The 8,329-nt window shown below is 64.2% G+C and carries 10 protein-coding genes; 7 read left to right on the top strand and 3 right to left on the bottom strand.

Annotated elements, in window-relative coordinates; all coding sequences use genetic code 11:
* The coding region (locus A2J02_RS11730) for a MinD/ParA family ATP-binding protein (RefSeq protein WP_068050299.1) at positions 1-822 on the top strand (822 nt) is incomplete at its 5' end.
* A 13-nt stretch (positions 823-835) separates the two neighbouring features.
* Here the strand turns inward: A2J02_RS11730 and A2J02_RS11725 are convergent.
* On the bottom strand, positions 836-1,333 hold the full coding sequence (locus tag A2J02_RS11725; RefSeq protein WP_068050292.1) for a M23 family metallopeptidase: 498 nt from the start codon (positions 1,331-1,333) through the stop codon (positions 836-838).
* Positions 1,334-1,679: 346 nt separating this feature from the next.
* Here A2J02_RS11725 and rpsB point away from each other — a divergent pair, with 346 nt between their 5' ends.
* The 6 genes from rpsB to A2J02_RS11695 all read left to right on the top strand — a co-directional run bounded on the left by rpsB (position 1,680) and on the right by A2J02_RS11695 (position 6,758).
* Positions 1,680-2,567 carry a 30S ribosomal protein S2 gene (rpsB, locus tag A2J02_RS11720; protein WP_068050290.1) on the top strand — a complete coding sequence of 296 codons (888 nt, stop codon included), beginning with the start codon at positions 1,680-1,682 and terminating at the stop codon, positions 2,565-2,567.
* 160 nt (positions 2,568-2,727) lie between these two features.
* The gene (gene tsf, locus A2J02_RS11715) at positions 2,728-3,552 is read left to right on the top strand and encodes a translation elongation factor Ts (RefSeq protein ID WP_068050288.1); all 825 of its coding nucleotides are present in this window, start codon (positions 2,728-2,730) and stop codon (positions 3,550-3,552) included.
* Positions 3,553-3,728: 176 nt separating this feature from the next.
* Positions 3,729-4,457, top strand: a complete 729-nt coding sequence (gene pyrH, locus A2J02_RS11710; RefSeq protein ID WP_032397808.1) for a UMP kinase — start codon at positions 3,729-3,731, stop codon at positions 4,455-4,457.
* Between the two features lie 55 nt (positions 4,458-4,512).
* Positions 4,513-5,070, top strand: coding sequence for a ribosome recycling factor (gene frr / locus A2J02_RS11705; protein WP_068050286.1), 558 nt, complete (start codon positions 4,513-4,515; stop codon positions 5,068-5,070).
* A gap of 51 nt (positions 5,071-5,121) precedes the next feature.
* Positions 5,122-6,021, top strand: coding sequence for a phosphatidate cytidylyltransferase (locus tag A2J02_RS11700; protein ID WP_231893823.1), 900 nt, complete (start codon positions 5,122-5,124; stop codon positions 6,019-6,021).
* The gene (locus tag A2J02_RS11695; protein ID WP_082898780.1) at positions 5,994-6,758 is read left to right on the top strand and encodes a class I SAM-dependent methyltransferase; all 765 of its coding nucleotides are present in this window, start codon (positions 5,994-5,996) and stop codon (positions 6,756-6,758) included. Before A2J02_RS11700 ends, A2J02_RS11695 begins: the two co-directional genes overlap by 28 nt.
* A gap of 46 nt (positions 6,759-6,804) precedes the next feature.
* On the opposite strand, the gene A2J02_RS11690 is transcribed toward A2J02_RS11695, so the two are convergent.
* Positions 6,805-7,647, bottom strand: a complete 843-nt coding sequence (locus A2J02_RS11690; RefSeq protein WP_068050282.1) for an HpcH/HpaI aldolase/citrate lyase family protein — start codon at positions 7,645-7,647, stop codon at positions 6,805-6,807.
* 102 nt (positions 7,648-7,749) lie between these two features.
* The gene (locus tag A2J02_RS11685) at positions 7,750-8,169 is read right to left on the bottom strand and encodes a LapA family protein (protein WP_068050295.1); all 420 of its coding nucleotides are present in this window, start codon (positions 8,167-8,169) and stop codon (positions 7,750-7,752) included.
* Positions 8,170-8,329 lie beyond the last annotated feature (160 nt).

The following is an 8,329-nucleotide window of genomic DNA, read 5'->3' as shown; positions in this document are numbered from 1 at the left end:
GAAGAGCGGTACCGAAACCAGGTCGAACGTATTCGGCAGCCGGTGCTCGGCGACTACCGGATCGCGTTTCTGTCGCTCAAGGGTGGCGTCGGCAAGACGACGACCACCCTGGGTCTCGGTTCGACTTTCGCGTCGCTGCGCGGAGATTGCGTCATCGCCGTGGACGCGAACCCCGACTTCGGCACCCTGGGTGAGCGAGTTCCGCGGCAGACGTCGTCGACCGTGCGTGATCTGCTCGCCGCGGCACCACACATTCGTCGTTACTCCGACATCCGCGAGCACACCTCGCAAGCACCGAGTCGACTCGAAGTGTTGGCAGGCGAGCGCGATCCCGCAGCGTCGGAGATGTTCGGCGAGGAGGACTACCGCGCCGTCATCGACATGTTGCAGGTGTACTACAACCTGATCCTGACCGACTGCGGTACCGGGATCATGCACTCGGCGATGAACGGGGTGCTGCAACTGGCGAACGCACTGGTTCTGGTCAGCTCGCCTGCAGTCGACGGCGCGCGCAGTGCTGCGGCGACGCTGGACTGGTTGGAATTGCACGGCTACGGACATCTGGTGGAGCGGACCGTCGTGGTGATCAGTTCGGTTCGCCCGGGTTCGTCGGCGGTGGACATGAACCTGCTGCAACAGCACTTTCTCGAGCGCTGCCGTGCTGTGCTGGTGATTCCGTTCGACGAACACCTGGCCGAGGGTGCCGTGGTCGACCTCGACCTGTTGCGTCCCCAGACTCGAAGCGCGTTCGTCGAGCTCGCCGCGATGGTGGCCGACGATTTTCCTGCGGCGTCCGGCAGGCATTCCGGCCCCCAGCGCTGACGGTCATCTGCCGTCATTCGTCGAGGGGTTTCAACCTGATCGGGCTTGCGCGCACCGTCGCCGTGGGATCGAGGTAGTCCCGGCCACGTCTGATGCCCCAGTGAAGGCACGTCGACGAGCAGCCCTCGTGCCCCGATGTCACCGAACCCAGCACGGTCCCTCGCCGAACCCGCGTGCCGGCGGCAACCGACGCCGACACCGGTTCGTACGTCGATCTCAGTCCGCCCGGATGATCGACCGATACGACGGGCTTTCCCGCGACCGACCCGGCGTACACCACGATTCCGTCGGCGACGGCGAGAACCGACTGGCCCTCGCGGGCGGCGAGGTCGACACCACGGTGGCCGGGCAGCCAGTTCTGCTCGGGACGGTCGAACGGGGTGACGACCTGCGGTTTCGGCTGCAGCGGCCAGGCGAATGCGCCTGGCTGCGCCGAGGCGACCGGCGTCGAGATCGTTACCGCGGTGACGAGGCACACCGCGAGTGCGCGGAGCGCGAGAGAGATGTTCACCCGTCGACCATGTCGTGGATATGAGCAGTCGAACGAACCCGGACGCGATTTGTGGACAAGAAGTTTCTTTGTCCACAGGCATCGGAATCCCTTGACAGTCGGGCCTGGTTATGACGGGGGACGTGGCAGGTCTACACTCGTCACTTGCGGCCTGTGCGTGCACGGGTCGACTTCGCGCGTCCGCGTCATCGCATCGTCTGCCTCGCGCAGAATCACCGATACGAGAACCGGTTGTCGGCGGTCCCGAGATCTTCGTGATGTCGGGTCCGGCAACTTCAGCGGGCGCCAGGGCAGAGGTCACCGACACTCTGCGTCAACCGCACCATCGAAAGAGAGTTCTTCAGCCATGGCTGTAGTAACAATGAAGCAGCTGCTCGACAGCGGCACACACTTCGGACACCAGACCCGTCGCTGGAACCCGAAGATGAAGCGATTCATCTTCACCGACCGCAACGGCATCTACATCATCGACTTGCAGCAGACTCTGACCTTCATCGACAAGGCCTACGAGTTCGTCAAGGAGACCGTCGCCCACAACGGCACGGTTCTGTTCGTCGGCACCAAGAAGCAGGCGCAGGAGTCCATCGCCGCTGAGGCAACCCGCGTGGGCATGCCCTACGTGAACCAGCGCTGGCTCGGTGGCATGCTCACCAACTTCCAGACGGTGCACAAGCGTCTGCTCCGCCTCAAGGAGCTCGAGGCCATGGAGCAGACCGGTGGCTTCGAGGGACGCACCAAGAAGGAAATCCTCATGCTCACGCGTGAGATGACCAAGCTCGACCGCACCCTCGGTGGCATCCGGGACATGTCCAAGGTTCCGTCGGCCATCTGGATCGTCGACACCAACAAGGAGCACCTCGCGGTTGCCGAGGCTCGCAAGCTGAACATCCCGGTCATCGCGATCCTCGACACCAACTGCGATCCCGACGTGGTCGATTACCCGATCCCGGGTAACGACGACGCGATCCGTTCCGCTGCGCTGCTGACCAAGGTCGTCGCATCCGCAGTCGCCGAGGGCGTGCAGGCGCGAGCAGGTCAGAACACTGCATCCGACGCCAAGCCCGAGGTCGGCGCAGGCGAGCCCCTCGCCGAGTGGGAGCTCGAGCAGCTCGCTCAGGCTTCACCGGCAGCAGAGGCTCCCGCAGCGGACGCCCCGGCAGCGGACGCTCCCGCAGCCGATGCCCCGGCAGCAGAAGCACCGGCAGCAGAAGAAGCACCGGCCGCTCAGGCTTGATCGAATTCGGTCCCGGTTCACCCTCAGGGGTGGGCCGGGGCCGCTTCGGTATGTCAGGGTCGAGGTCGGCACGGCTCCGCAACGAGTCCGTCGATCACGCCCTGAGAACAGCATTTTTCGTCAACGCCCGTACCCAGACATTTGAGGAGGCTCGCCCACGATGGCGAACTACACTGCCGCCGACGTCAAGCGGCTCCGTGAGCTCACCGGCTCCGGAATGATGGACTGCAAGAACGCGCTCGCCGAGAACGACGGCGACTACGACAAGGCCGTCGAGTACCTGCGTATCAAGGGTGCCAAGGACGTCGGCAAGCGCGCCGAGCGCAACACCGCCGAAGGCCTCGTCGTCGCCGAGGGTGGAGTGCTCGTCGAGATCAACTCCGAAACCGACTTCGTGGCCAAGAACGACGAGTTCCAGACGTTCGCCGCATCCGTTGCAGCGACGGCTGCAGCAGGCAAGCCTGCCGACGTCGATGCCCTCAAGGCGCTCGACCTCGACGGCAAGACTGTCGAAACGGCTCTGAACGAGCTGTCGGCCAAGATCGGCGAGAAGCTCGAGCTGCGTCGCGTCGTGTCCTACGACGGCAACACCGCGACGTACCTGCACAAGCGCAGCGCGGACCTGCCGCCTGCCGTGGGCGTGCTCGTCGAGTACACCGGTGACGGCGACGCCGCAGGCGATGCCGCGCGCGCAGCTGCGATGCAGATCGCCGCCCTCAAGGCCAAGTACGTCACGCGCGACGAGGTCCCCGAGGACCTGGTGGCCGCCGAGCGTCGCATCGCCGAGGAAACCGCTCGCGAAGAAGGCAAGCCGGAACAGGCACTGCCGAAGATCGTCGAAGGTCGCGTCAACGGATTCTTCAAGGACGTCGTTCTCACCGAACAGAAGTCGGTGCAGGACGGCAACAAGACCGTCAAGGCCATTCTCGACGAGGCCGGCGTCACCATCACCCGCTTCTCGCGCTTCGAGGTCGGTGCCAGCTAGTCTGCGCACCGGTTCGGTCGAGCGATGCCGTTCATTCGATTCCATCGAGTGGGCGGCATCGCTCGTGCGCGGGGCAGGTGGGTGTGCAGGCCGGAGCCCTGTCCACCACCCGGGCCTCGATAGGGCAGGATGATCCGAGAGGAAACCGTAGTGTTCGACGAGTACCGAGGAGAGCTATGACCGATCCGGCCCCTGACCGTCCCGGGTTCCGACGCGTGATGCTCAAACTGGGTGGGGAGATGTTCGGAGGCGGCCAGGTCGGTCTCGATCCGGATGTCGTGAACAACGTTGCCGAACAGATCGCCGAGGTGGTGGCCACCGGGGTCCAGGTCGCAGTGGTGATCGGCGGTGGCAATTTCTTCCGTGGTGCCGAACTGCAGCAGCGCGGCATGGACAGGTCCCGTTCGGACTACATGGGCATGCTCGGAACCGTCATGAATTGTCTTGCGCTGCAGGACTTCCTGGAGAAGCAAGGCGTTGCCACCAGGGTGCAGACCGCGATCACGATGGGTCAGGTCGCAGAGCCGTACCTCCCGCTCCGCGCACGACGTCATCTGGAGAAGGGGCGCGTGGTGATCTTCGGAGCCGGCATGGGTATGCCGTATTTCTCCACCGACACCACGGCTGCGCAGCGCGCGCTGGAAATCGGTGCCGAGGTGTTGTTGATGGCCAAGGCGGTCGACGGCGTGTATTCGGCCGATCCGCGACTGGACCCCGATGCGACCATGTTCGACACCATCACGCACCGCGAGGCCATCGAACAGGGACTCAAGGTTGCCGATGCGACGGCCTTCAGTCTGTGCATGGACAATCAGATGCCGATGCTGGTGTTCAATTTGCTGATTCAGGGAAATATCGCTCGCGCCGTTTCCGGTGAGAAGATCGGCACGCTGGTCACGTCGTGATCGTTGCCGACAGTGACGTGAGCGAATCGAAGACGAAGACGATGGAGGACAGATCGTGATTGACGAAGCTCTCTTCGATGCCGAAGAGAAGATGGAAAAGGCCGTATCGGTTGCACGTGACGATCTGTCCTCGATTCGCACCGGACGTGCCAACCCCGGGATGTTCTCCCGCATCGTCATCGAGTACTACGGTGCTCCGACACCGATCACCCAGCTGGCAAGTATCAGCGTCCCCGAAGCGCGCCTCGTGGTCATCAAGCCGTACGAGTCCAATCAGCTGGGACCGATCGAAACCGCCATTCGCAACTCCGGTCTCGGTGTCAATCCCACCAACGACGGCAACCTCATCCGAATCGGAGTTCCGCAGCTCACCGAGGAACGTCGCCGCGAATTCGTCAAGCAGGCCAAGGGCAAGGGCGAGGACGCGAAGGTATCGATTCGCAACGTTCGCCGGAAGACGATGGAAGAGCTCAAGCGCATTCAGAAGGACGGCGAAGCAGGCGAGGACGAGGTCGTTCGCGCCGAGAACGATCTGGACAAGACCACTGCCAAGTACACCGCTTCCGTGGACGAACTCGTCAAGCGTAAAGAGGGCGAGCTGATGGAGGTCTGACCCGACCTCGACAGCTGCTTTTCGCGACGGACGACGATGAATTTCGAGGAGATGACGACAGTGGTGGGACCGGATCGGCAGGAGGGCAGCGGTACGCCCGCTGCCTCGTCCGGGGTCGCCGCAGCGAAGTCGACGGGCAAGGCAGGTCGTAATCTTCCTGCCGCGATCGGAGTCGGCGGGTCGTTGGGAATCGGCCTGATTCTCGTCCTGGTCTTCGTGCCGCTGGTGTGGATCGGCGTGGTGGCCGTCGCGTTGGCCGTCGCTACCTACGAGGTGTCCAAGCGCCTGCGCGAGGGTGGGGTCCTCGTGCCCCGCATCCCCCTGATCCTCGGCGGTCAGGCGATGATCTGGCTCGGCTGGCCGTTCGGGGCAGTCGGTGTGCTCAGCGCGGCGGTGGGCACCGTCCTGGTGTGCATGGTGTGGCTGCTGCTGCGGCAGGGATTCGGCACCGCTCCGAAGAACTACCTCGAAGAACTCTCCGTCACCGTCCTCGTGGCATGTTGGTTGCCGCTGCTGGCCTCGTTCACCGTTTTGATGGTGCTGCAGGACAACGGCGCAGGCCGCATCCTGGTGTTCGTCATCGGCGTCGTGTGCTCGGACATCGGCGGATACATCGCGGGTGTGTTGTTCGGAAAGCATCCGATGGCACCCGCCATCAGCCCGAAGAAGTCCTGGGAAGGGCTCGCCGGTTCGCTCATCTTCTGCATCATCGGATGTCTGCTGACGGTGACGCTCATCCTCGAGGCCAACTCGATGATCGGCATCCTTCTCGGCGTGGTTCTGGTGGTGACCGGCACGTTGGGTGATCTGATCGAGTCGCAGGTCAAGCGTGACCTCCGCATCAAGGACATGGGCACCCTGCTGCCCGGCCACGGCGGCATCATGGACAGGCTCGATTCGCTGCTGCCCTCGGCGTTCGTGGCATGGCTCGTCTTCACCGTTCTCCTCTGAGCAGACTGTTCTCGGGCGTGCGCAGCGAAGTCACCGGGGTGATTCCCAGCCCGAACATCTGGAACTGGCCTCACCTGTACGAGGCGGAGAACCGTGCTCAGGACGTCGACGGTGCTCTGTTCGACGCGATCCGTTCGGTGGCTGACTGGACGGCCAAGACGGTCGTCGACGTCGGTTGCGGAAGCGGCTTTCATCTTCCGGTGTTCGCGGCCGACGCGGACCGGGTGATAGGCGTCGAGCCGCACGAACCACTCGCTGCTGCGGCGAGACTGCGAGTCGCGAACCTGCCGAATGTCGAGGTGAAGATCGCGCAAGCGGATTCCCTCCCGATCGACGACGGCACCGTGGACGTCGTCCATGCGCGCACCGCGTACTTTTTCGGACCGGGCTGCGGGCCGGGAATCGTCGACGCCATGCGCGTGCTCGGGCCGGGAGGGGCGTTGGTCGTCGTGGATCTGGACGCGACCGCGTCGCCGTACGGGGATTGGATGCGGGCCGATCTGCCGCATTACGACCCGGCAACAGTCGAGGCGTTCTTCGAGGCACAGGGTTTCGCACTCACCCGTGTCGACACGAGATGGTCGTTTCCGAATCGACGCATGCTGCGCGATGTGCTGGGAATCGAGTTCGGCCCACGCGTCGCACGTGAGGCCGTGAAGTCGGTGGACGGTGTCTCGTTCGACGTGCGGTATCGAGTCCACGTCCGGTACAAACCGACCGGAATCGAGCTGCATTAGCGAGCCGATGGGCTTTTCGCCGAACGCACCTCGACCCCAGGTGATTTCAGGAGGCGGCGGAAATCCCGAAGATCTCGGCCAGCTCGTTGATCTTGAGCGCCTTCGCCAGGCGGGGCAGGTCGCTTCCGTCCTTGACGTGCGCTCCGTCGGCACCGAGGGCATCGATGACGTCACGGGCCCACGACACATCCGTCGGTGACGGCGCGAGCTCGCGGTTGACGATGGCAGCCTGCTCCGAGTGCATGCACAGCTTGCCCGTCATGCCCATCGACAGGGTCAGAGCTGCGTCGCGTCCGAGGATGCTGTCGTTGGCCGTCAGCGTCGGTCCGTCGATCGGTCCCGGAATGCGCGCTGCGCGTGAGGAGACGACGAGGCGCGAACGGGGGTACGCCATAGCCAGCGGGTCGTCGCTCATACCCGTGTCGCGGCGGAAGTCGCCACTGCCGAAAGCGAGACGGAAGGTCGACTCTGCACGGGCGATCTCCGTCGCGGCTTCGAGGCCCATCGCGGACTCGACCAGTGCCAGGATCGGAGTGCCGGGTGCCAGGCGAGCAGCTGTGGCCTCGACCTGACCGCCACTCTCGGTCTTCGCGAGCATGACGCCGACCAGTCCGGGCAGACCGGACAACGCGGCGAGGTCATCGGCCCAATACGGCGTCGTTGCATCGTTGATGCGTACCCACGCAGAGTTTCCTTCGCCGAGCCACTGCACGACGGCCTCGCGCGCGGCCGGCTTCTTGGCCGGAGCGACTGCGTCCTCGATGTCGAGGATGACGGCATCGACTCCCGACGCGACGGCGTCGCCGAAGGTCTCGGGCTTGGTGGCCGGCACCAGCAGCCAGGACCGGGCTCGGTCCGGGGCAACGCCGGATGCCACAGGTGTGTCCATGAAAGTTGTCACGTCATGCTCCTCGAGTGAAGTGGGGCACCCCAAGCCTGATCGATTCAGTGAGTCAGCGCCAGCTTCTGTACATAGTGTTCACGAGTGGCGCTACTTCTTCTTGGCCGAACGTCGCACCTGAAGGATTCGAGCGCCGCCCACCATTGCCATCACCAGCGCGCCGGCGATCGCGGCCAGCAACATGCTGATGCCGAGGGGCAGATCGAGCTGCCACGCGAAGATCTGGACCGTGACGGAGTCGAGATTCTGCACGATGAACACCAGCAGGATCACCAGGACCACAGCTCCGACCACCAGGCCGGTCCACAGGGCGGCGGTGCGAGTGTGGGCGATATCGGTCGGAGCGGCAGCCTGTCGCTCGGGAACGAACTCGGGATCGGGAGCGGAATGGCCGTCCGAATCCGGAGTCGTGATCGGAGCGAGGTCGCCCGAGGCGCTGTGCTCGCCGGGGTGCGCTGCGCCCGATTTGTCCAGCGATGTCTCGCGATTGTCGTCAGCTCTGGTGGCCATGTCCATGATCCTTCCGCACGTGAAGGCCGAATGCACGTGCATCCGGCCACGACCTCGATACCCATCGGATAACGGACGGAAACAGTCGCGAATAGGACTGCGAGGCGATGGGGTGGACAATGGAGGAATGCAGTGTCACCGAAAGATGTGGGGTGGAGTA

The organism is Rhodococcus sp. EPR-147 (assembly GCF_001647185.1).
GTDB lineage: Bacteria > Actinomycetota > Actinomycetes > Mycobacteriales > Mycobacteriaceae > Rhodococcoides.
This window is presented reverse-complemented; position numbering and strand designations above follow the sequence as displayed.

Coding starts and splice junctions, on each gene's coding strand:
- rpsB (WP_068050290.1), top strand. CDS start 1,680: ATGGCTGTAGTAACAATGAAGCAGCTGCTCGACAGCGGCACACACTTC.
- tsf (WP_068050288.1), top strand. CDS start 2,728: ATGGCGAACTACACTGCCGCCGACGTCAAGCGGCTCCGTGAGCTCACC.
- pyrH (WP_032397808.1), top strand. CDS start 3,729: ATGACCGATCCGGCCCCTGACCGTCCCGGGTTCCGACGCGTGATGCTC.
- A2J02_RS11700 (WP_231893823.1), top strand. CDS start 5,122: ATGACGACAGTGGTGGGACCGGATCGGCAGGAGGGCAGCGGTACGCCC.
- A2J02_RS11695 (WP_082898780.1), top strand. CDS start 5,994: ATGGCTCGTCTTCACCGTTCTCCTCTGAGCAGACTGTTCTCGGGCGTG.
- A2J02_RS11690 (WP_068050282.1), bottom strand. CDS start 7,647: ATGGACACACCTGTGGCATCCGGCGTTGCCCCGGACCGAGCCCGGTCC.
- A2J02_RS11685 (WP_068050295.1), bottom strand. CDS start 8,169: ATGGCCACCAGAGCTGACGACAATCGCGAGACATCGCTGGACAAATCG.